This window comes from Kitasatospora sp. A2-31, assembly GCF_022288725.1.
Taxonomy (GTDB): domain Bacteria; phylum Actinomycetota; class Actinomycetes; order Streptomycetales; family Streptomycetaceae; genus Kitasatospora.
Window position 1 is genome coordinate 1 of record NZ_JAKNTA010000019.1, and the last position, 19,400, is coordinate 19,400.

Annotated in this window: 22 protein-coding genes and 1 riboswitch; of the genes, 11 read left to right on the plus strand and 11 right to left on the minus strand. The window is 73.7% G+C overall.

Annotated features, from left to right (window positions below; genetic code table 11):
- Positions 1-782 (plus strand): sigma factor-like helix-turn-helix DNA-binding protein (locus MCM47_RS34335; protein WP_238950769.1); only part of this gene is annotated, 782 nt, incomplete at its 5' end.
- Between the two features lie 69 nt (positions 783-851).
- Complete coding sequence (locus MCM47_RS34340; protein WP_238950771.1) at positions 852-1,295, plus strand: NTP pyrophosphohydrolase; 444 nt, start codon at positions 852-854, stop codon at positions 1,293-1,295.
- 18 nt (positions 1,296-1,313) lie between these two features.
- On the opposite strand, the gene MCM47_RS34345 is transcribed toward MCM47_RS34340, so the two are convergent.
- The gene (locus tag MCM47_RS34345; protein WP_238950774.1) at positions 1,314-2,111 is read right to left on the minus strand and encodes a metal-dependent hydrolase; all 798 of its coding nucleotides are present in this window, start codon (positions 2,109-2,111) and stop codon (positions 1,314-1,316) included.
- Positions 2,112-2,376: 265 nt separating this feature from the next.
- Between MCM47_RS34345 and MCM47_RS34350 the strand changes: the two genes are divergently transcribed.
- The 5 genes from MCM47_RS34350 (at position 2,377) to MCM47_RS34370 (ending at position 6,744) form a co-directional block, all read left to right on the plus strand.
- A complete protein-coding gene (locus MCM47_RS34350) occupies positions 2,377-3,141 on the plus strand; it encodes an amino acid ABC transporter ATP-binding protein (protein WP_308222569.1) in 765 nt (254 codons plus the stop codon).
- Positions 3,142-3,185: 44 nt separating this feature from the next.
- On the plus strand, positions 3,186-4,103 hold the full coding sequence (locus tag MCM47_RS34355) for a glutamate ABC transporter substrate-binding protein (protein ID WP_238950776.1): 918 nt from the start codon (positions 3,186-3,188) through the stop codon (positions 4,101-4,103).
- A 189-nt stretch (positions 4,104-4,292) separates the two neighbouring features.
- Complete coding sequence (locus MCM47_RS34360) at positions 4,293-4,958, plus strand: amino acid ABC transporter permease (RefSeq protein WP_238950778.1); 666 nt, start codon at positions 4,293-4,295, stop codon at positions 4,956-4,958.
- Complete coding sequence (locus MCM47_RS34365) at positions 4,955-5,890, plus strand: amino acid ABC transporter permease (RefSeq protein ID WP_238950780.1); 936 nt, start codon at positions 4,955-4,957, stop codon at positions 5,888-5,890. Before MCM47_RS34360 ends, MCM47_RS34365 begins: the two co-directional genes overlap by 4 nt.
- A 602-nt stretch (positions 5,891-6,492) precedes the next feature.
- Positions 6,493-6,744, plus strand: coding sequence for a hypothetical protein (locus MCM47_RS34370; RefSeq protein WP_238950782.1), 252 nt, complete (start codon positions 6,493-6,495; stop codon positions 6,742-6,744).
- A gap of 169 nt (positions 6,745-6,913) precedes the next feature.
- Here MCM47_RS34370 and MCM47_RS34375 read toward each other — a convergent pair whose 3' ends face one another.
- Together MCM47_RS34375 and MCM47_RS34380 are read right to left on the minus strand one after the other, a co-directional pair.
- Positions 6,914-7,672 carry a CbtA family protein gene (locus MCM47_RS34375; protein WP_238950987.1) on the minus strand — a complete coding sequence of 253 codons (759 nt, stop codon included), beginning with the start codon at positions 7,670-7,672 and terminating at the stop codon, positions 6,914-6,916.
- 17 nt (positions 7,673-7,689) lie between these two features.
- Positions 7,690-7,905 carry a CbtB-domain containing protein gene (locus MCM47_RS34380; RefSeq protein ID WP_238950785.1) on the minus strand — a complete coding sequence of 72 codons (216 nt, stop codon included), beginning with the start codon at positions 7,903-7,905 and terminating at the stop codon, positions 7,690-7,692.
- A 39-nt stretch (positions 7,906-7,944) separates the two neighbouring features.
- A riboswitch (cobalamin riboswitch) is annotated at positions 7,945-8,094 on the minus strand.
- 184 nt (positions 8,095-8,278) lie between these two features.
- Between MCM47_RS34380 and MCM47_RS34385 the strand changes: the two genes are divergently transcribed.
- The gene (locus MCM47_RS34385; protein ID WP_308222572.1) at positions 8,279-8,806 is read left to right on the plus strand and encodes a histidine phosphatase family protein; all 528 of its coding nucleotides are present in this window, start codon (positions 8,279-8,281) and stop codon (positions 8,804-8,806) included.
- A gap of 55 nt (positions 8,807-8,861) precedes the next feature.
- On the opposite strand, the gene MCM47_RS34390 is transcribed toward MCM47_RS34385, so the two are convergent.
- Complete coding sequence (locus MCM47_RS34390; protein ID WP_238950990.1) at positions 8,862-9,302, minus strand: Lrp/AsnC family transcriptional regulator; 441 nt, start codon at positions 9,300-9,302, stop codon at positions 8,862-8,864.
- 91 nt (positions 9,303-9,393) lie between these two features.
- Here MCM47_RS34390 and MCM47_RS34395 point away from each other — a divergent pair, with 91 nt between their 5' ends.
- The gene (locus MCM47_RS34395; RefSeq protein ID WP_238950789.1) at positions 9,394-10,356 is read left to right on the plus strand and encodes an SMP-30/gluconolactonase/LRE family protein; all 963 of its coding nucleotides are present in this window, start codon (positions 9,394-9,396) and stop codon (positions 10,354-10,356) included.
- Between the two features lie 96 nt (positions 10,357-10,452).
- On the opposite strand, the gene MCM47_RS34400 is transcribed toward MCM47_RS34395, so the two are convergent.
- From MCM47_RS34400 to MCM47_RS34415, 4 genes are all read right to left on the minus strand, one after another.
- Entirely contained in the window at positions 10,453-11,103 is a 651-nt protein-coding gene (locus MCM47_RS34400) for a DUF1345 domain-containing protein (RefSeq protein WP_238950791.1), read from the minus strand.
- Positions 11,104-11,778: 675 nt separating this feature from the next.
- A complete protein-coding gene (locus tag MCM47_RS34405) occupies positions 11,779-13,146 on the minus strand; it encodes a chloride channel protein (protein ID WP_238950793.1) in 1,368 nt (455 codons plus the stop codon).
- 314 nt (positions 13,147-13,460) lie between these two features.
- Positions 13,461-14,045: a potassium channel family protein gene (locus MCM47_RS34410; protein ID WP_238950795.1), complete on the minus strand. Its 585-nt coding sequence runs from the start codon at positions 14,043-14,045 to the stop codon at positions 13,461-13,463.
- Entirely contained in the window at positions 14,042-14,776 is a 735-nt protein-coding gene (locus MCM47_RS34415; RefSeq protein WP_238950797.1) for a YihY/virulence factor BrkB family protein, read from the minus strand. The genes MCM47_RS34410 and MCM47_RS34415 overlap by 4 nt, the downstream gene beginning before the upstream one ends.
- A gap of 502 nt (positions 14,777-15,278) precedes the next feature.
- Here MCM47_RS34415 and MCM47_RS34420 point away from each other — a divergent pair.
- Complete coding sequence (locus MCM47_RS34420; protein WP_238950799.1) at positions 15,279-15,746, plus strand: GreA/GreB family elongation factor; 468 nt, start codon at positions 15,279-15,281, stop codon at positions 15,744-15,746.
- 75 nt (positions 15,747-15,821) lie between these two features.
- Here MCM47_RS34420 and MCM47_RS34425 read toward each other — a convergent pair whose 3' ends face one another.
- Positions 15,822-16,412, minus strand: a complete 591-nt coding sequence (locus MCM47_RS34425; RefSeq protein ID WP_238950801.1) for a TetR/AcrR family transcriptional regulator — start codon at positions 16,410-16,412, stop codon at positions 15,822-15,824.
- A 131-nt stretch (positions 16,413-16,543) separates the two neighbouring features.
- On the opposite strand from MCM47_RS34425, the gene MCM47_RS34430 reads away from it, so the two are divergent.
- On the plus strand, positions 16,544-17,353 hold the full coding sequence (locus tag MCM47_RS34430; protein WP_238950803.1) for a class I SAM-dependent methyltransferase: 810 nt from the start codon (positions 16,544-16,546) through the stop codon (positions 17,351-17,353).
- 35 nt (positions 17,354-17,388) lie between these two features.
- On the opposite strand, the gene MCM47_RS34435 is transcribed toward MCM47_RS34430, so the two are convergent.
- Together MCM47_RS34435 and MCM47_RS34440 are read right to left on the minus strand one after the other, a co-directional pair.
- Positions 17,389-18,222: an ABC transporter permease subunit gene (locus MCM47_RS34435; RefSeq protein WP_238950805.1), complete on the minus strand. Its 834-nt coding sequence runs from the start codon at positions 18,220-18,222 to the stop codon at positions 17,389-17,391.
- Positions 18,219-19,223: an ABC transporter ATP-binding protein gene (locus MCM47_RS34440; protein WP_238950807.1), complete on the minus strand. Its 1,005-nt coding sequence runs from the start codon at positions 19,221-19,223 to the stop codon at positions 18,219-18,221. The genes MCM47_RS34435 and MCM47_RS34440 overlap by 4 nt, the downstream gene beginning before the upstream one ends.
- Positions 19,224-19,400 lie beyond the last annotated feature (177 nt).

Here is a 19,400-nt window from a genome sequence, read left to right on the forward strand (position 1 = left end):
CGGTCAGGGCGTTCCTGTCGGCGGTGGTCACCCGGATCTCGATCGACGTGCTGCGTTCGGCCCGCGTGCGCCGGGAGGCCTACGTCGGGCCGTGGTTCCCCGAGCCGCTGCTCGCCGACCCGTACGAGGACCCGGCGCGGTCGGCGGAGCTGGCCGACTCGGTGTCGATGGCGGCCCTGCTCCTGCTGGAACGGCTCAGCCCGCTGGAGCGGGCGGTCTTCGTGCTCCGCGAGGTCTTCGACTTCGGCTTCCCCGACGTGGCCGCGGCCGTCGGCCGCTCGGAGGCGGCCTGCCGCCAGCTCGCGGTACGCGCCCGCCGCCACATGGACGAGGGTCGGCCCCGCTTCCAGGCCGACCGGAAGGAACGCGACGAACTCGCGTCCAGGTTCTTCGACGCGCTCCGGGAGGGCGACGTGGTCGGCCTGCGCGACCTGCTCGCCGCCGACGTGGCGATGGTCGGCGACAGCGGTGGCAAGGCACCGCAGTGGGGCCGGGGCGTCTTCGGCGTCGAGAACGTGGCCCGGCTGCTGGCCGCCCTCGCACCGGCGATGGACCGGACCGGCGCCACCATCGAGCCGCACCGGGTGAACGGCCAGCCCGGCGCGATCATCCGCGACCGGAACGCCAGGGTCGTCACCACCTGGACGCTCGACGTCCTCGGTGGACGGATCCAGGCCATCCGCACGGTGCTCAACCCCGACAAGCTCGGGCACGTCGGCCCCGTCGCCGACACCTGGGCCCTCCTCCGCGAGGCCCGGCAGACCCGCCGCCGCACGGACTGAGCGGCCGGGCGGCGACGGGGCGGCGCTCGTCGGACGTGGACGGTCGCGTTCGTGAGAGGCTTGCCGGTCATGGGTGACAACACCGCGGGAGGGACCGCGCCGGAGGTGCCGCTGCTGGTGGTGGACGCCGCCAACGTCGTGGGCTCGGTCCCCGACGGCTGGTGGCGGGACCGGCGGGCGGCCACGGAGCGGCTGCGGGACGCGCTGACCGGGATCGCCGGCGGCGGGCTGGGCCACCACCCGGGCGCTCCGGAGTGGTCGCGCACCGGCCCCCTGGACGTCGTCCTCGTCGTCGAGGGGGCGGCCCGCGCGGTGGCACCGGTGCCGGGGGTCCGGGTGGTCGCCGCGTCCGGCAGCGGCGACGACCGGATCGTCGAGCTGGTGCGGGCCGCGCTGACCGCCGGCCCGCACCGCGGCTGCCTCGTCGTCACCGCCGACCGGGAGCTGCGCGGTCGGGTCGCCGGCCTCGGTGCGGAGGTGACCGGTCCGCGCGCCGTCCGGCCGGGCGCGTGACCGCCCGGGTCCGGTCGATCAGCTGCCGAAGTAGCCGAGCGCACCCAACGCGCAGACCCCGCCGGCGCCCATGAACACCGGCGTGAGCACCTTGAGTTCCACCCAGCTGCCGGCCCGGAAGCGCATGCCCTTCGGCGGGCCGACCGGGTACCAGCGCTTGCGCCCGATCGGGATCGGCCAGAACACCGGGCAGCCGGAGACGGTCAGCGCGTCCCCGAGGCAGTGCACCAGGGCGCCGAGCGCGACCGGCAGGCCGATCCACAGGTACTGCTGACCCGGCTGGTCGAACAGCCACTGCGAGCCGTTGCCCGGCCGGTCGAGCACGTCGGCGATCACCCAGGCGCTGGTCGCCCCGAGCAGCCAGACCAGCACGTCGCTGGAGACCCGGGCGTGGCGCCAGAGCAGCCCCTCGATGGCGAGCACCATGTGGACGAAGAGCACCGCCAGCACGCCCCACCGTCCGCCGTACACCGCCGCCGCGGCCGCCCCGGCGCCGCAGAGCACGGCCCACACCCAGGTGTGGGTCAGCGTGCGGTGCCCGCCCGAACGGCGCGGGTCGCCCTTCATCCGGGTCGCCTTGTACGTCGCGTACGAGAGCTTGTCGATCACCTCGCACAGCGTGCGCGAGATCGGCCCGAAGGCCCGGGATATCGTCGCCGCCTTGTGGTCGAGGTCCGGCGCCAGCGCCGCCCCCGCGCAGATCAGCGCGCCGGCCAGGAGCACCGGCCACGGCATCGGTTCACCGAGCCCTGCCGCCACCGCGCCGACGCCCAGCCACGCCGCCGCTCCCGACAGCGAATGCGCCGGTCCCATCATGATCCGGACTCCCGTCCTCGTTCCCGTGCCCCCTGCGAGGACCTGACGGAGCCGCAGCATATCGGCACATGATCGGCTCACCGACCGCCCTCCCCCTCGGCCGCGGCAGGCGCCCGGCGTCCGGTGCCCGGCGGGCCCGGGGGCCGTCCGGCGGAGAGGGGACGCGACGTGCGGCTGCGGCCCCGGCGTGCGGCGCGGGCCCGGCGGGCGGAGCATGTAGCCGTCGAGCGGAGTACGGACGTAGACGGCGAGCGCGGAGCGGACAGTGAGCGCGGAGATCCCCACCCCGGCCACCGGGGACCTGGTCGTGCTGACCAGGGTCAACAAGCACTTCGGCGAGCTCCACGTCCTCCAGGACATCGACCTGACCATCGCGCGCGGCGAGGTCGTCGTGGTGATCGGTCCCTCCGGCGGCGGCAAGTCCACCCTGTGCCGCGCCATCAACCGCCTGGAGACCATCGACTCCGGCGAGATCTCGATCGACGGCCGGCCGCTGCCCGCCGAGGGCCGCGAGCTGGCCGCGCTCCGTGCCGACGTGGGGATGGTCTTCCAGTCCTTCAACCTGTTCGCGCACAAGACGGTGCTGCAGAACGTGACGCTCGGCCAGATCAAGGTCCGCGGGAAGGACCGCCGGGCCGCCGACGAGCGGGCCCACCGGCTGCTCGACCAGGTGGGCGTCGCCGACCAGGCGGACAAGTACCCCGCACAGCTCTCGGGCGGCCAGCAGCAGCGGGTCGCGATCGCCCGGGCCCTGGCCATGGACCCGAAGATCATGCTCTTCGACGAGCCGACCTCCGCCCTCGACCCCGAGATGATCAACGAGGTGCTGGAGGTCATGCGCCGGCTCGCGCGGGACGGCATGACCATGGTGGTGGTCACCCACGAGATGGGATTCGCCCGTTCGGCGGCCAACCGCGTGGTGTTCATGGCGGAGGGCCGGATCGTGGAGGAGACGACACCCGATCAGTTCTTCAGCAACCCCCGCACCGAGCGGGCCAAGGACTTCCTCGCGAAGATCCTCCACCACTGATCGGACCGCCCCGTGTGCACCAGAGATGATCAAGGGATGATCAGATGAACCTTCGCAAGGCCACCGCGGCAGCCGCCGCCGCGCTCATGCTCACCCTGGCCGCGGCCGGCTGCAGCTCGGACGGCGGCGGTACGAGCAGCGGCTCGGGAAGCGGGGCGGCGACCGGCGCGGCGACCGGCGCGGGCGCGGGTGCCGGCCCGAGCAGCGGCGGCAAGATCACCGTCGGCATCAAGTTCGACCAGCCGGGCATCGGGCTGAAGACCCCGGACGGCACCTACACCGGCTTCGACGTCGACGTGGCGACGTACATCGCCAAGCAGCTCGGGTACCGGCCCGAGGACATCGTCTGGAAGGAGGCCAAGAGCGCCGACCGGGAGACGCTGCTCCAGCGCGGCGACGTCGACTTCATCGCCGCCTCGTACTCGATCACGCCCGCCCGCGAGGAGAAGGTGGACTTCGCCGGCCCCTACCTGCTGGCGCACCAGGACGTCCTGATCCGGGCGGACGACACCTCCATCCAGAAGCCCGAGGACCTCAACGACAAGAAGCTCTGCTCGGTCACCGGCTCCACCTCGGCGCAGAACGTCAAGACGAAGATCGCGCCCAACGCGCAGCTGCAGGAGTACGGCGGCTACTCGGAGTGCCTGACCGGCCTGGAGAACAAGGTCATCGACGCGCTGACCACCGACGACTCGATCCTTGCCGGCTACGCGGCGCAGCCGGAGTTCAAGGGCAAGTTCAAGCTCGGCGGCTTCAAGATGAGCGACGAGAACTACGGGATCGGCGTCCAGGAGGGCAGCGCGCTCAAGGCGAAGATCAACACCGCGCTGGAGAAGATGGTCCAGGACGGCTCGTGGGACGCGGCCGTGCAGAAGAACTTCGGGCCGGCCGGCTACCGGAACGAGCCCGCTCCGAAGATCGGTGTCGTCGTCACCGCGTCGGCGACGCCCTCCGCGCCGTGACGCCCTCGCGGCGGGCCCCCGGGGCGTTCCCGTTGCGGCGCACCGCCTCCGACGGCGGTGCGCCGGACAGCCGCGCGACGGACGGCGGTGAGCCCGGCGACGGCACGCCCGCCGACGGCACGCCCGCCGACGGTGCGCCGCACCCTCCACCGACGCCGGAGCATCCTCTACGCGGAAGGCCGGGAGACCGTGTTCGACTTTCTTGAGGGCTACGACCTGCTGGGCGCCTTCTGGGTGACGGTTCAGCTGACCTTCTACGCGGCCGTCGGCTCCCTGGTCTGGGGCACCCTGCTCGCCGCCATGCGCGTCAGCCCGGTGCCCCTGATGCGGGGTTTCGGCACCGTCTACGTCAACGTGGTCCGGAACATCCCGCTCACCGTGATCATCGTCTTCACCTCACTGGGCCTGTTCCAGACGCTCGGCGTCACGCTCGGCGCCGACAGCTTCAAGACGATCGACTTCCGGCTGGCCGTGCTCGGCCTGACCGCCTACACCTCCGCGTTCGTCTGCGAGGCGCTGCGGGCCGGCATCAACACCGTGCCCCTCGGCCAGACCGAGGCCGCCCGGGCCATCGGCCTGCGGTTCACCCAGGTGCTGACCCTCATCGTGCTCCCGCAGGCCTTCCGTTCGGTGGTCGGTCCGCTGGCGAACGTGCTGATCGCCCTCACCAAGAACACCACCGTGGCGGCCGCGATCGGCGTCGCCGAAGCCGCGGCGCTGATGCGGGTGATGATCGAGAACGAGGCCCAGCTCATCCTCATCGCCGCCATCTTCGCGTTCGGGTTCATCTGCCTGACCCTCCCGACCGGGCTCTTCCTCGGCTGGGTGGGCAAGAAGGTCGCGGTGCGCCGGTGACGTCTTCCCCGACCACGCTCTACGACGTCCCAGGGCCGCGGGCCAGACGGAACAACCTGCTGCTCACGGCGGTGTTCCTGGTCGCCCTCGGCGCGCTGCTCGGGTGGGTGATGGGGAGCCTCGCCGACAAGGGCCAGCTCGCCTGGGCGAAGTGGCAGCCCTTCTTCACGGACCCCCGGGTCTGGGAGACGTACCTCCTGCCGGCGCTGAGGAACACGCTCATCGCCGCCGCGCTCGCCATGGTGATCGCGCTGCCGCTCGGCGCGCTGTTCGGCATCGCCCGGCTCTCCGACCACCGGTCGGTGCGCTGGACGGCCGGCACCGTCGTGGAGTTCTTCCGCGCCATCCCGGTCCTGATCCTGATGCTCTTCGCGAACGCGGCCTACGCCGAGTTCACCGGGGTCGGTCCCGACAGCCGGCCGCTGTACGCCGTGGTCACCGGCCTCGTCCTCTACAACGCCGCCGTGCTGGCCGAGATCGTCCGGGCCGGGATCCTCGCCCTCCCCCAGGGCCAGACCGACGCGGCCAAGGCGATCGGCATGCGCAGGAACCAGGTCATGCGCTACGTGCTGCTGCCGCAGTCGGTCACCGCGATGCTGCCGGCGATCGTCAGCCAGCTGGTGGTCATCGTGAAGGACACCGCGCTCGGCGGCGCACTGCTCGGCTTCTCCGAGCTGCTGGCGTCGGTGCGCCCGATGAGCGCCAACTACGGGGCGAACACCATCGCCTGCTTCACCGTGGTGGCGGTGCTGTTCGTGGTGCTGAACATCGCGCTGACCTCCTTCGCCGCCTGGCTGGAGGGCCGGCTGCGGCGCGGCAAGCGGTCCACCGGCGCGGTGGTCACCGCCGACGCGGTCGAGGAGCTGGCGGCCCCGGGCGAGCACCTGGGCCACGACGGCCTCGACGACGGGCGGCCTCCTCCCGAGCGGTGACGGGCTCCGTCCGGACCCGCGCCGACCGTACGGCCTGGTGCGGGGCCACTCGCCCCGACCGCGCCGCGCCGGGCCCGGCCGCCGCGTCCTCGCTGCGGGGCTCGGCAGCCGCGGGCCGCGGCCGGGCCGTGAACTCCGACGGCCGGCCGGCCCGCTCAGGCGGTGCGGTCGCTGCGGCGGTGCGCCTCCCTGCCGTTCGGACCGTGCCGACCGGCAGGTCCGCGGCGCCCACGGGGCACGTAGGGTCCGGGTACTGACTACCGATGTCCGGAGGGGGCACTCGATGAAGGTTCATGGTCCGTCAGGGGTGGCGCCCCTGGTGCCGGGCGCCGCGCTGCTCGGAGTGCCGGCGAAGCACGCGGTGACGACACGGTCGACGGTGACGGGTGCGAGGGCCGCTGCGGACGAGCGGTGGCTCTGGCCCGATCCCCGACGACCCGGCGGGGATCGGCCCACCGCAAGGCCGTCGCCTATGGGACACCGCAGAGATCGACGACGACGGCGGTCGACGACGCGTACCGGGCGAACCTCCGGAGGATCGAGGCCTCCGGCCACTGCAACGCCTGGTGAGGAGGCGGCACGGAGGGCGGGACAATGGGTCGGTGACCAGCACCCAGCCACGCGGCCTGTACGCCCTGATCCCCACCGGCCAAACCGGGGCCACCCCGGGTGAGCGGGCCGCCTCGCAGCTGCTCCACCTCCGGGAGGCATCGGTTCCGGTCCCGGTGCTCGCGGCGGCGGCCGAGCTGATCGCCCCTCACCTGGAGGACGCCGACCCGGTCACCCGCCAGGCGGCGGTGGCCGTCCACGCCCGGCTGCTCGCCGCCGTGGAGGAGGCCGCCCCGGGCGCGTGAGCGCCCGCTGCCGGGCCCGGCCGGGGCGGCCGCGGGGCGGGTCGGTGGCAGCCGGCGGTCACCCGGCCCGTGCGCGGAAGACCGTGCGCGGAAAGCCCGTGCCTGGAAAGACCGTGCGGGCCCGTCGTCCGCGGAGGACGACAGGCCCGCACGGATCAGGAAGGCGGTCTCACACCGTCGACGCCGAACCCTCCGCGGCCCGCACGGCGCGGGTCACCGGATGGATCAGACGCTCGGCGAGGTGGCCGAACACCAGACCGAAGGAGACCCAGAGGGTGGCCTGGATCGCCAGGGCCGCCACCCGGAACTCCCACAGCACGGTGGCCGGGAAGTCCTCCGGGGTCTCGCTGACGGACGGAAGGAGTGCGTACGCCACGCCGACGGCGAGCACGAACGCGGCGCCGGCCGCCACCGTGGCGTTCCAGTTGCCCAGCGCGGGTGCCAGTCGCCGGCCGAGAATCACGGCTGCGACCGCCAGCAACACGCTGAGCGCGATCATCAGGAAGAACAGCGCGGTCCTGGAGTCGAGGGTCTCCGGATCGCTGCTGGCCGGGGGGTTGGCCGGGTACTTCAGGAACGGCACCAGACCCACCACCGTGAAGGCCGCACCGGACAGCAGCAGCGCGGTGGCCCGCGGACCGAACCGGCCGATGCGCCCGAGCGCGAAGGCGAACACGAGTGCCGCGATTCCGCCGAGCGCGACGCTGGTGACCACGATGCCGGTGGCCAGCCCGGCGGTGGACTGGAGCGTACGGCTGACGAGCTCCTCCTCCATGCCGTGGCCGGCCATGTGGCCGTCCTCGTAGGCGATGGCGGAGTCGATGGGGCCCTCACCGAGCAGGTAGGCGACGGCCAGGGTGGGCAGACCTGCCAGCAGGCCGGCGAGCATGCCGCGGCCGAGCAGGGATCCGACGGAGATGTTCACGATGGGGACTCCCTGCGCGATCAGTGGCAGGGGAAGCCGAGCAGGTGCCGGCCGTCGTGCACCCACTCGTGCACGTCCTCGCCGGCGATGACCGAGAAGGCGCCCTGTTCGGCGCCGACGAAGTAGAGGAGCACGAGCGCCAGGATGCCGACGAAGAGCGCCCACGGGGCGATCGCCTTCAGCGAGATGGGAGTGATGGCCGGCGTGACGACGGCGGGGGCGATGGGGTGAGCCATGACCAGACCTCCTTTGGGGAACTACGCGTCCCGTTCGATGGAGCAGAAGACGACAGCGGCGGGTCTGACTCACCGGCACCCGATCCCCTGACAGGGCATCGGACACCGGTCTCACAGTGGCGCGACCGTGCCGGAGTTGCACCGGGCTTCCGTCACGCCGTCGTCATAACGGCCAGACGGTAGCGTGTGCCGCCGGGCCCGGCCAAGGGGCCGGGAGAAACCGTGCTGCGGCGCAGTCCATCCGCAACGCGCCCCGCACGGACTACGCATACGGACCACCCCGGCCGCCGGGCGGGAGCGGGAACCAGGGAGGACAGCGGGAATGACGGTACGGGTGATGCTTGTCTCACCGGCCTTGACCGACGACGGCCGAATGGCGCGGTTCGGAGGGCACGCGCCCCTCGACAGCGCTGCCGTACGCCGTGCGCGGGCAGCGGCCGCCTCCGTTCCGGCCGCCGCGCGCGTCCTCACCGGGCCGTCCGTGCGCTGCACCGGGACCGCTGCCGCCCTGGGCCTGGAGGCCGTCGTCGCCCCCGAACTCGCCGACTGCGACTGGGGGCGCTGGGAGGGCCACCGCCTCGCCGACCTCGCCGCCGCCGAACCCGAGGCGATCGCGGCCTGGCTGGCCGATCCGGACGCAGCCCCCCACGGCGGTGAGTCGGTCGCGGCCCTGGGCTCGCGGATCCGAGGCTGGCTGGACGGGCTGGACGGGCTGGACGGGCCGGAGGCCGGCGGCCCGGTGCTGGCCGTGGTGGAGGCGGCCGTGGTCCGGACCGCCGTGGTCCAAGGCCTGGGCCTGCCCGCCCAGGCCTTCTGGCGGATCGACGTCGCACCGCTGACCCTCACCGAGCTCACCGGGCGCGCCGGCCGCTGGAACCTGCGCTGCGGGCGGACCCTCTGATCCGACGCGGGCACCGCGGGGTAGCGGGCTGTCGAGGCGGCGGGCCGTCGGGGGCTCAGGCGGTCGGGGACGGGGGGCGTTCGAAGAATGTTTCCAGCGCGACGGTGGCCTGGGTGCCGCTCACGCCGTCGATCGCGTAGAGGCGGCGGAGGACGTCCTGGAGTTGTTCGGTGGTGGCCGTACGAACCTTGACCAGGACCGACGCGCTGCCGGCGATGATGTGCGCCTCCTCGATCTCGGGGATCGCGGCGAAGGCCTCCGCCGAGTCCCCCATCCAGGCGGAGGACTCGACCATCACGAAGGCGAGCACGCCGAGCCCGAGGCTCCTCGGGTCCACCTCGACGGTCGTGCGGCGGACGACGCCGCGCTCCCGGAGCTTGCGCACCCGCTCGTGGGCAGCAGCGGTGGAGAGGCCCACGGCCTTGCCGAGGCTCGCATACGCCCGTCCGGCGTCATCCTGAAGCAGCGTCAGCAGGGCGCGGTCGGTGTCGTCCAGGTTCTCGGTCGCCATGGTGGCACCATACCGCGTTCTGGCATACTCCAACTCAACGGAATGACATTCGGCGATCAGCGATGGGATATGGATGATGTCTGGTTCGATCGAGTTCGGACTGTACGAGATTCTGGACGACCGCTTCCGGCCCTGCGTGAACGGGGACACCCGGCTGGAGCGGCTGCACGGGGACTGCCGCTGGGCCGAGGGACCGCTCTACCTGCCCGCCTGGCGCCAACTCCTCTGGAGCGACATCCCCAACGACCGGATCCTGCGCTGGGACGAGGCCACCGGCACGATCGCCGTCTTCCGTTCCCCGGCCGGGCACAGCAACGGCAACACCCTCGACCACCGGGGCCGCCTGATCACCTGCGAACAGGGCAACCGCCGCGTCACCCGCACCGAGCACGACGGCACGATCACCGTCCTCGCCGACCGCTACCAGGGCAAGCGGCTCAACTCACCCAACGACGCGGTCGTCCGCTCCGACGGCACGATCTGGTTCTCCGACCCCGACTTCGGCATCACCAGCGACTACGAGGGGCACCGCGCCGACGGCGAGATCGGCGCCTGTCACATCTACCGTATCGATCCGGTGGACGGCGGGGTCCACCTCGCCGCCGACGGCTTCGCCGGTCCCAACGGGCTGGTCCTCTCCCCCGACGAGCAGCGGCTGTTCGTGTCGGACAGCCGGGCCGGGCACATCCGCGTCTTCGACGTCCGCGAGGACAGCACCCTCGCCGGCGGCCAGGTCTTCGCCGACGCCGCAGGCGTCCCCGCCACCCGCACCCGTGCCGGCGCCACCGCCAGTACCGCCCGTTTCGACAACATCCGCTTCGACGACGACGGACGGCTCTGGGCGGCGGCCATGGGCGACGGCGTCCACTGCTACGCGTCGGACGGCACCCTGGTCGGCCGTCTGCTGGTCCCCGAGCACGTCTCGAACATCGCGTTCGGCGGCCCGAAGAACAACCGTCTCTTCATCACCGCCACGACGTCCCTGTACTCGCTGGTCCTCTCCGTGACGGGCGCCCCGCGCGTCCACCGGCACCGCTGACGGCGATCGGCCGCCACCCCCTCCACTCCGAACCCCTCGGACGGGAAGCCGCCGCGCCCCGGGCTCGACCCACCGACGTCCAAAAGAAGATCGCCCCTACCCGTTGGCAGGTCCGCCGATGACGATTCCGGCGACGAGATTGATCGTGGTGGCCAGAATGCTGACGCCGAAGACGTAGGAGAGGAGGCAGTGCCGGAGGACGATCGCGCGAATCGTCCGGCTGGAGACTCCGGTGTCGGAGACCTGGTAGGTCATGCCGAGGTTGTAGCTGAAGTACAGGAAGTCGGTGTAGGCCGGTGGCTGGTCCGCGTTGAAGTCGATCCCGGGCCGGGACTCCGTGTAGTACAGGTACGCGTAGCGCGTCGCGTACATCAGGTGGAGTGCCGCCCAGGCCATGAACACGCCGGCGAAGGCGGCCACGGCCGCAGCGTGGCCGGTGCCGGTGTCGCCGAGCAGGAGCATCACCACGATGCCGACCATCCCGCACAGGGCCGCCGCGAGGACGGCGAGCTCCTCGACGAGGGGCCTGAAGTCCTCGCGCCGGACGTTGTGGCGGGTGGTCGCGGCGTCCATCGGCCACAGGACGATCCAGCCGGCCGCGACGAAGACCGTCTCGGTCACCGCCACGCCCAGGATGATGCCCAGCGGAGCGTTGGTCAGCGCCCCGGCGACCGCGCCCACCAGCGCCCCGGCCACCACGGCGCCGGCGAGTCGGGGAACCGCCGAGAGCGGCAGCCAACGGTTCATGGAGCCCGACGCTAGCAGTCCGCCGGTGCGATCGGGGGTATGACGGGACGGCATGCCGGGCGGCGGCAGACACCCCCGGCCCGGTGTTCCGCCGGGCCCTTGGGCTCGGCGGAACACCGGGGCTGCACGGCGTCAGGCCGGCAGGACGGCCCCCTGGTCGCGGTGGGCCTCCGGGTCGGCGTGGGCCCGGCCGGCGGCGCGCCCCGTCGGGGACAGGGGCTCGCCGCCCGGGGCCGGGTGGGGTGGTCGGTGCAGCCGCGGTGGTCCCGCCGTGGAGGACGCCGCCACCATGACCCGTGCCGTGCAGCGCATCGAGCAGGCCGGCTTCGTCCGCCGCCGCCCCCTGCCCCACCGACAGGCGCGCCTCGCTCATCGAACCGACCGCGGCCCGCCTCGCCCTGCGCCGCGAGGTCGAGCAGAGCTGGAGCCGGCTGGAGGAGCTCGTGACGGCGGGCATGTCGCCGACGAGTGCACCGCAGCCCTGGACAGCCTGGATCTCCTGGAGCGAGCCTCGTCCGGGCCGCCGCCGAGCCCACCGTCTGCGCGGACGCGGAGGGCCGGCCAGGTCCTGTCCGGTCGCCCGTGCCTACGGTGGCGGGGTCGTCAGCGGACCGGCGGCTGCGCACGTGCCTGCGGCGAGGTCGGCCGCGCAGGGCGTGCCCCGGCCGAACGCGGTCATCCGGCGGGCGCGGCCGGCTGCGGTCGGGGCTCCGGCAGCGGGCCTCCGGGGAGCCGGGCGAGCCGCATCGTGCCGACGTAGGAGACCACGACGGCCACGATCACCAGCGGCATCACGGTCAGACCGTCCGTGCCGAGCAGCAGGGTGGCCAGCATCACGGCGGTCATGGGCAGTTTCAGCATCGCCACCGCCATCGCGCCGATGCCCACGGCGAACCCGGCGGTGGTTCCCAGCCCGGGCAGGTGGGAGAGGGCGAGACCGCCGGCGGCGCCCACGAAGATGGCGGGGAAGACCGGGCCGCCGCGGAAGGCGCTCATCGAGGCGCAGTACGCCAGTGACTTGCACACCACCAGGACGACGAGGGTGGCCGCCGTGTAGCCGGCGCTGTCCGCCAGCAGCGGCCCGAGCGCGTCCTGGCCGGAGAAGAGCACCCCGGTGATCGGCCGGTCGGTGATCTCCGCGTACAGCAGGGCGATCACGCCGACGGCGACGCCCATCAGGACGGTGAGCGGCAGTCGGTGGCGGTCGACCAGGTTCTGCAGGGCGAGCGCGGAGCGGCGGATCGCCTCGCCGAGCAGTGCGGCGACGACGCCCGCGACGACCGCCCAGAGGAACTCGCCGAGCGTGGGCCGGCCTGCGGCCGGGGGCTGGCTCAGCACCAGGGAGTAGGTGCCGAGGCCGGTCCAGCTGCCGAGGCCGGTGAAGATCAGCGATCCGACGCCCGCGGAGAGCAGGCCGGGCACCAGCACCACTCCCATCATCGGCCCGCCCAGCCCGGAGGCCTCCATCAGCAGGAAGGCGCCGACCAGCGGGCTGCCCAGCAGTTCACTGATGGCCGCGAAGCTGCCGGCCGCGCCGATCACGCCGACGGCGCTGGGCGGGGAGTCGCGCTTCAACAGCTTGATCGCGCCGACCGCGAGGCCACCGCCGAGCGCGATCAGCGGGGCCTCCGGGCCGAGGACGACGCCCAGGCAGAGCGAGGCGATCGCGGCGAGCGCCACACCGGGCACCGCGGCGACCGAGGGCGTGCCGCCGGTCTTGAGCCCTTCGGCCGGCTTGTGGCCGCCGCCCCCGGGCAGGTAGCGGATCGTCAGGGCGACCAGCACGCCGGCCACCGCGAGCCACGGGATGGCCCACCAGTCGGGGGTGTCGTGGAAGCCGAGTCCCTTCGGCAGGTCGTCGTAGACCAGCGACTGGAGCTCGGAGACCAGCGCGAGGAAGCCGAACGCGCCGGCCGAGATCGGGACGCCGAGCAGTGCCGAGATCACCAGGATCGACACGTAGCCGCGGGAGCGGACGATCGCCAACGGGTTCTGCGGCGCTGTGGCGGCCCCGGTGGGCTCGGCGGGCGGTCCGGCCGGCATACGTATCCTCTCCTCGGCATCCGGCCCGACGGGAACACGCGGTTGCCCGGGCCCGGGTCTGGCGGTGGCACTGGTGGCGGTGGCACTGGTGGCGGTGGCAGTCGTCGGCGGTGGCGGGGTCCGGCCGGCGCGACCCCCCCGAGGCCGCTGCGCCTCCGTCCCTGGCATCATCGCGGGCGCAGGCCCCTCCCCCGCCTGCGGCACGCCCGGACCCCGCCAACCGCGACCCGTCTACCGGCATCGACCGCACGGTGGGACCGACCCCGCACCGGTGGGGCCGCCCGCACCGGCGGCCGCTCCCGCCGGTGGCCCGCTCAGCCTTCCTCGCGCCCGCCCGGGGCGGCCTTCGCGCTGCTCCTGCGTCGCTGGCCGCGACGGACCGCACCCACCACGACCTTGAGGGCCAGGCCGAAGACCACCAGGTCGGCGAGCATCTGCCCGGTCACCACCAGCCGCGCCTCCTGGGACTTGGCCGTGATGTCGCCGAACCCCACCGTGGAGAACACGGTGACGGTGAAGTAGAGCGCATCGGTGTGGGACATGTGCTGTCCGAAGCTGCCGGGCGACTCCCCGGCCATGGTGACGTAGGTGCCCGCGAACAGCAGCAGGAAGAACGGGATGCTGACGGCCAGCGCCTCCACGGCCCGCAGCCCCGGGTACCGGGAGTGCAGGATCGAGCGGACCTGGAGGGCGACCAGGGCGACGAATCCCGCCAGCCCGGTGAGCAGCATGGTGAGCGCCGCAGCCGTGGAGGTGTTGTCGAGGGGCAGCACGTAGTACAGCGCCCCCAGGGCGGCGACCGAGCCCGCCACGCGCAGCACGGTCCAGACGAGCCGCCCGGTGGAGGGCCGCCCGGGCCCGGGCCGGTCGCGGGGGCCGGCGTCCGTGCCGGCGGTCATGCCGTCCGCCGCAGCCGGTTGGCGGCGGCCCGGACGGACATGCCGCGGTCCTGCCAGGTCATGCCCGTGGCCGCACCCAGGATGATCACCACACCGATCGCGATGAAGAACGACATGAGGGAGAACACCGCGCCGATCGGCCCGTACTCACGGTTGGAGTTGACGACCATCCGGGAGAGGGCGACGTTGAAGAACGCCACCATGCCGATCCAGAACGTGCCGGTGGCGACGGCGCACGGGAGCAGGGTGCGCCAGCCGATCCGGCCCGCCAGCAGGAACCACATCGAGAACCAGAAGAACCCGACGAACACGAGCACGTTGAGGAACCACCAGAGGATCGGCACGCTCTTGTGGATCTCGTAGCCCAGGGTGCTGCCCCCGCCGAGCAGGGCCACGCAGAGGACGAGCCAGATCAGCGCCCGCAGCCGGTCCCGCCGCCCGCGTGACGGCAGTTGGAACACCTGCTGGTAGAGCTGCTGGAGCGAGCCGGCCACGACGACGCCGGCCAGGACGAAGAAGACCCACGAGAGGCCGCTGATCGCCGCGGAGGTCGCCGCGGAGGAGGCGAACAGATGGCCGAGGTCGGCGGCCGCCTCATGGCTCAGGCCCAGCCGGAGCGTCAGCGTCGGCACGGCCGAGCGCCCGCCCAGGGCGGAGGCGACGAGCATGAACGGGACGGCGAACATCAGCAGCGTGGCGGCCAGCAGCAGGGCCTGGTTGACGAAGTCCACCGCGTTCAGCCGACGCCGCAGACACTCCGCCCAGGACCCCGCGTACTTCCCCCGCCCCCACGCGGCCGCGCGCCGGGCCCGTCGCGCGCTCGTCCGGTCCGAGACCACCCTGCCCGGCCACGCCCTCCCCGCGGGGTGCTCGCCCGGTTGCTGGTCTGGGGCGTTGTGCGTCGTCCGCATGGCGCGTCCTCCCGGCGGTGATCACCTGGATCGCGATCGGTTGGAGCCCTGTCCGCGGCGACGACTCGAGCGGAGGCGGCACGCACGTTCGGGGCTGCGGTCCTTCATCAACCATCGCAGTGCACCGCGGACTCCAACAAGGCGAGGCGGCCCGCCCCGGGGACCGTGCGGCTCCGGGCGGCACCGCTCCGGGCCGGCGCCGTCGCCGTCGAGGCGGCGGCGACGGTGCCGCCTCGCCCCCGCGAAGGTCCCGCTGCTAGGCTGCTCATGTCCGTTTTATAGATGTTTGTCCAGCTGTGCCGCCGACCTCACGGGAGCAGGTATGGCCGCCGAACCCGGGCCGATCAGTCTCCAAGCCCGCCAGGCGCTCGAAGAGGAGCTCGTCGAGCTCCGCACCGAGCGGGCCAAGGTCGCCGCGACCCTGAAGGTCACCGATGCGGTGGGCGACCGGGCCGACCAGGCGGACGGACTGCAGCGCGCCGACCTGCTCGTCCGGCTGGACGACCGGATCACCGAGATCACCGACCGGTTCCGCGTGGCGGACGCGGCCGGACCGCCGCGCACGGACGCGGTCGGCCTGGGCAGCACCGCCACCCTGCGCTTCGCCGACGGCACGCTGGAGACCGTCCAGATCGGCGAGGTGGCCGATCGGCTGGACGAGACGCTGGTGACCGCCGACAGCCCGCTCGGGCGTGCGCTGCTCGGCCACCGCGCCGGCGAGACCGTCGGCTACGAAGCACCCGAGGGCAGGACGACCGCCGAGATCGTGTCCATCGGCGGCGACGCGTAGTCAGGGGCGGCACGGCACCACCGCGCTCCGATGCCGTCCGGACGTTGCCGTCCGGACGCGCAGCGGACGCACGCGCTACCCGGCGACCGCCCCGGCGAGGACCGTCGTGACCACCTTGTGGACGGCGGCCGGCTCGGGTGGGGTGCCGGTGCGGTCGGCGAAGAGGAGGTGGGCCGCGCCGATCAGGGTAGGCGCCAGCACGTCGACGTCCGCACGGGGGGCGAGCCGGCCGAGGGACCGCTCGGCCGCGAGGTAGGCGGCGATGGCGTTCGCGGCGTCGGTCAGAACGGGAACGCCGGTCGGCCGCGCCTCGCGCAGCCGGGCGCGCAGCTCGTCGCGGGAGGTGACGAGACCGATGACGGCGACCGCGACCGCGCCGAAGAGCTCGGTCAGCGCCTCGGTGAGGTGGTCGGCGACGGCACCGGTGCCGGCCCGGGCGCGGAGGGCTTCGGCCCGGGCCTCGATCCGGGCGACGCGGTCGAGGACGAGCTCGGTGAGGAAGGCGTCGAAGTCGGCGAAGTGCCGGTGCAGGACGCCCTTCGCGCAGCCGGCCTCGGTGGTGACGGCCCGGCTGGTGAGCGCACTGGGTCCGTTGCGGAGCAGGACCTGCTCCGCCGCCTCGAACAGCTGCTCCCGCACGTCGCGGATGGCCACTCCCGTGGGCACCGTGCACCGCCTCCGTCTCGCGTTCCTCGTCGTCACCGTCACCGGCCGCGCCTGCCACTCCCTCGCCACTCGGGCACGCCGGACGACGCGCGGCGTTGACGAGTGGGCATGTGCCCACTCATAGTGGGCACATGCCCACTTTACCGCTCCCGCAGGACGAGTCCCATCGGCACCGCCTGGCGGCGGAGTCGTTCGGCGGCGACGCCGAACGCTACGACCGGGCCCGGCCCCGCTACCCCGACGCGCTGGTGGAGGCGATCGTCGGCTCCTCCCCGGGGCCCGAGGTCCTGGACGTCGGCATCGGCACCGGCATCTCGGCCCGGCCGTTCCGCGCGGCCGGCGGCACGGTGCTCGGAGTCGACCCCGACCCCCGGATGGCCGCGTACGCCCGCCGCGACGGCTTCGACGTCGAGGTCGCGGCCTTCGAGAGCTGGGAACCTGCGGGCCGGACCTTCGACGCAGTGGTGGCCGGACAGACCTGGCACTGGGTCGACCCGGTCGCAGGGGCGGTGAAGGCGGCCGCAGTGCTGCGCCCCGGCGGGCGGCTGGCCGTGTTCTGGAACGCCTTCCGCCCCTCCCCCGAGGTGGCCGAGGCCTTCGCCGCCGTCCACCGCCGCGTCCTGCCCGAATCGCCGCTCAACCCCTGGACCGCCTCCGCCCTGGACGGGTATGCGGCGCTCTACGCGAAGGCCGCCGACGGCATCCGGCGGTCCGGCGCCTTCGACGAGCCCGAGCAGTGGGCCTTCGACTGGGAGCGGCCGTACACCCGGGAGGAATGGCTGGACCAGCTGCGCACCGGCGGCGACGCCGCCAGGATCCCGCCGGCCCGGATGGCGGAGCTGTCGGAGGGCACCGGGGACGCGGTCGACGCCCTCGGCGGGCGCTTCACCATGCGGTTCACGGCCGTGGTGGTGACGGCGGTCCGCGGGGGCGCCGACTGAGCCGGCCACCGGGCCGGCCCGCGGCCGGCCAGGACTCAGGACGCGAGGTCCCGCCGCTCCAGCAGCCGGAAGGCGGCGGCCAACCCGGCCACGCCCACCGCGGCGAGGACGGCGACCGACGTCCACGGGACGGCACCGCGGGCCAGCGCGTCGCCGGGGGTGTAGTAGTGGAACGGGCTGAGGTAGCGCAGGGGCGCGGCCGGGGACCAGGCCAGGGCCACGAAGTTGAGTGCGAAGCCGACCGCGCCGAAGGCGACCGTCGCGCCGATGACGTACGCCCGGCGCCGGCTCACCGCCGAGACGGCGAGCACCGGACCGGCCAGGCAGAGCGCGAAGGCACAGCCCAGCAGTCCCGCGGCGAACACCCCGGCGAGCGGGACGGCGTCCCGCAGGTCCGGTGAGAGCGCCACGCCCACGGCGACGGTGGCGCCGGCGGCGGCGTTGAGCAGGACGGAGGCGGCGAGCAGGGCGGCCGCCCGCTCGGCCAGCAGCCGGCGGCGGGAGACCGGCCGGGTCATCAGCAGCTCGATCGTGCCGGACTCGGCGTCGGCGGCGACGGCCGCCGCGCCCAGCGCGCCGATCGCGGTGAGTTGGAGGGCGATCCAGAACGGGTGGGTCAGACCTGCGCCGAGCAGACCGGGGTAGCTGGCGATCGACACGTCCCCGTTGGAGCCGCTGAACGCCTTGAAGGCGCTCGGCGGGGTGCGGCCGCCGCCGAACAGGTCGGTGGGCGGCACGGTGCTGGTGATCACGACGATCAGCGCCTCGAAGACGACCATGCCGATCAGGAGCGCCAGCAGCATCCGGCGGCGGCGGTGCAGGGCCAGCCAGACCAGCGGCAGGCGGCGGTTGACCGTCCCCCGGCTCATGACGGGTCCCCGAGAATGTGAGGCGGTCCGGCAGGACCGGGCGGGGCGGAGGCCCGGCCCGGTGCGTCACCCGGGGTGGCGCCCGGGGTGGCGCCCGGGGCCCGGTAGAGGTCGAGGAAGGCCTCGTCCAGGCCCGCCTCCTCGACCGTGAGATCGGCGACGGGCTGCTCGGCGAGCAGTCCGCGCACCGCCGCCACCACCTCGTCCGGGGGCACCAGCAACTCCACCCGCGGACCGTCCCACCGCGGCGACCAGCGCTCGGCCGCGCCCAGCGGCCGGGCGCCCCGCCCGTCGCCGAGGACGAGCCGGATCCGCCGCGCGCGGGCCCGGCGCAGCCCGGCCACCGACTCGACGGTCACCAGCCGGCCCGCGCGGACGATCGCCACCCGGCCGCAGGCCCGCTGCACCTCGGGCAGGACGTGGCTGGAGAGCAGGACGGTCCGGCCGGCGGCCGTCTCCTCGGCGAGCAGTTCGAAGAAGGTCTCCTGGACCAGCGGGTCCAGCCCCTCGGTCGGCTCGTCCAGCACCGTGAGCGCCGGCCGGTGCTGGAGGGCCTGGACGATGCCGAGCTTCTGCTTCATCCCGCGCGAGTACTCCCCGACCGCGCGGTTCAGGTCGTGCCCCGAGAGGCTCAGGCGGGCGCAGAGTTCGGCCTGCCGCGGGACGGCGGCGCCCTGGAGGGCGGCGAGCAGGTCGAGCGTCTGGCGACCGGTGAGCTCCGGATAGAGGCGCAGCTCGCCCGGCAGGTAGCCGATGGAGGGCGCCAGCCGGCGATGGTCGGCCACCGGGTCGAGACCCAGGACGCGCACCGCCCCGTCGCTCGGCCGCAGGAGGCCGACCAGGCAGCGGAGCGTGGTGGTCTTGCCCGCGCCGTTCGGGCCGAGCAGGCCGAACACCTCGCCGGCGCCGACCTCGATGTCCAGGCCCTCGATGCCGACGGTCCGGCCGTACCGCTTGGTGAGTGACCGGAGTTCGATCACGGGTGTCCCGCCGCCGGACATCGCCCCACCTCCCGTGCTGACCGCGGGCCTCCGGGGGACCGCGGCTTGATGGTGCCCCCGGTCGGACGCCACGAACCGCCGCCCGTCCCGGCGCGCCGGCCACCGGGTGCGGAGCTGCCCCGGCTGCGGGGCTGTCACCGGCTGCGGGGCCGTCACCGGCTGCGCGGCTGGCAGGTG

What these genes read in the sequence shown, in the direction of transcription:
- MCM47_RS34340 (WP_238950771.1), top strand. Translation starts at nt 852, where the DNA reads ATGGGTGACAACACCGCGGGAGGGACCGCGCCGGAGGTGCCGCTGCTG.
- MCM47_RS34345 (WP_238950774.1), bottom strand. Translation starts at nt 2,111, where the DNA reads ATGATGGGACCGGCGCATTCGCTGTCGGGAGCGGCGGCGTGGCTGGGC.
- MCM47_RS34355 (WP_238950776.1), top strand. Translation starts at nt 3,186, where the DNA reads ATGAACCTTCGCAAGGCCACCGCGGCAGCCGCCGCCGCGCTCATGCTC.
- MCM47_RS34380 (WP_238950785.1), bottom strand. Translation starts at nt 7,905, where the DNA reads ATGGCTCACCCCATCGCCCCCGCCGTCGTCACGCCGGCCATCACTCCC.
- MCM47_RS34385 (WP_308222572.1), top strand. Translation starts at nt 8,279, where the DNA reads ATGGCGCGGTTCGGAGGGCACGCGCCCCTCGACAGCGCTGCCGTACGC.
- MCM47_RS34395 (WP_238950789.1), top strand. Translation starts at nt 9,394, where the DNA reads ATGTCTGGTTCGATCGAGTTCGGACTGTACGAGATTCTGGACGACCGC.
- MCM47_RS34400 (WP_238950791.1), bottom strand. Translation starts at nt 11,103, where the DNA reads ATGAACCGTTGGCTGCCGCTCTCGGCGGTTCCCCGACTCGCCGGCGCC.
- MCM47_RS34405 (WP_238950793.1), bottom strand. Translation starts at nt 13,146, where the DNA reads ATGCCGGCCGGACCGCCCGCCGAGCCCACCGGGGCCGCCACAGCGCCG.
- MCM47_RS34410 (WP_238950795.1), bottom strand. Translation starts at nt 14,045, where the DNA reads ATGACCGCCGGCACGGACGCCGGCCCCCGCGACCGGCCCGGGCCCGGG.
- MCM47_RS34420 (WP_238950799.1), top strand. Translation starts at nt 15,279, where the DNA reads ATGGCCGCCGAACCCGGGCCGATCAGTCTCCAAGCCCGCCAGGCGCTC.
- MCM47_RS34430 (WP_238950803.1), top strand. Translation starts at nt 16,544, where the DNA reads ATGCCCACTTTACCGCTCCCGCAGGACGAGTCCCATCGGCACCGCCTG.
- MCM47_RS34435 (WP_238950805.1), bottom strand. Translation starts at nt 18,222, where the DNA reads ATGAGCCGGGGGACGGTCAACCGCCGCCTGCCGCTGGTCTGGCTGGCC.
- MCM47_RS34440 (WP_238950807.1), bottom strand. Translation starts at nt 19,223, where the DNA reads ATGTCCGGCGGCGGGACACCCGTGATCGAACTCCGGTCACTCACCAAG.